Source organism: Bacillus sp. mrc49, from assembly GCF_002803435.1.
In genome coordinates, this window is sequence record NZ_PHNG01000547.1 from 1 (window position 1) to 937 (window position 937).

The window sequence follows — 937 nt, forward strand, 5'->3', positions numbered from 1 at the left end:
AGGGCATGTAGACAGCAAGACAGGACCCGCCATTTTTTATCATTTGAAAGACCTCGATAGAGGGGATGAAATTACGGTTAAGGACAAACAAGGAACAAAACTCACATTTGTGGTGAAAAAGAAACAAAGCTACCCACGAGACAAAGCCCCTCTTAACGAAATCTTCGGATATAGCAAAGGGCGCCATTTGAACTTAATTACTTGCACAGGCACCTTCGACCGATCAAAAGGCACGCATCAAGAACGATTGGTCGTATATGCAGAATTAAAGGAAGAACAAGCGATGCAGCTTGAAAATGAAGCGAAGCTGCCAGATGCGCCAACGAATGTAAAAATAAGCGGTGATTTGTTATCCTGGTATGCCGTACGAGAAGGAAATATTATTGGCTACCGGATATACAAAAAAGTGCCTGGAGGGACATTTACGCACATTGGAAGCATCTCAGAGTACGAACGTAAAAGTTATGTAGATAATAATGCCTCAAAAGCTCATTACTATGTCACAGCTGTTAATGAATATGGGCAGGAATCCGCTCCATCCAGCATTGCCGAATGATAATGGCCCACTGTTAAAAGTGAACTTTAGATACCACTTTCAAGGATCGTGTTCGGCATTGAACCGGACCGTTCCTTTTACTTTTGCCTTCCACCGCTGTAATCAGCTCCTGATCGTTACGGAAGGTGCGAAAATCCCGCTTAGCGATACGCTTCCTTTCGCACCCCCGAATTTCTTAGCCATCGGAAACGGGGAAAATGCTTATCCTCCAGCCCTTCCTATTCCTTTTTGAATAAAGTCATCGACGGTTTTGTTAAATAAATCGCTTTCTTCCAAAAAAGGACAATGGCAGCTATCTTCGAAGATTACGAGTTGGGAATCCGGGATATGTTCATGCAAATGCTCCCCTGCAGCAACAGGAATCACTTTTTCCTCCCTTCC

2 protein-coding genes are annotated in these 937 nt (G+C 43.8%); one reads left to right on the forward strand and one right to left on the reverse strand.

What is annotated here, in order from left to right:
* Positions 1-556, forward strand: a 556-nt coding sequence (locus CVN76_RS05550; RefSeq protein ID WP_157805551.1) for a class F sortase, incomplete at its 5' end; no start/stop codon positions are given.
* Between the two features lie 201 nt (positions 557-757).
* Here CVN76_RS05550 and CVN76_RS05555 read toward each other — a convergent pair.
* On the reverse strand, positions 758-937 hold a 180-nt coding region (locus tag CVN76_RS05555; RefSeq protein WP_198512496.1), incomplete at its 5' end, for an alpha/beta fold hydrolase.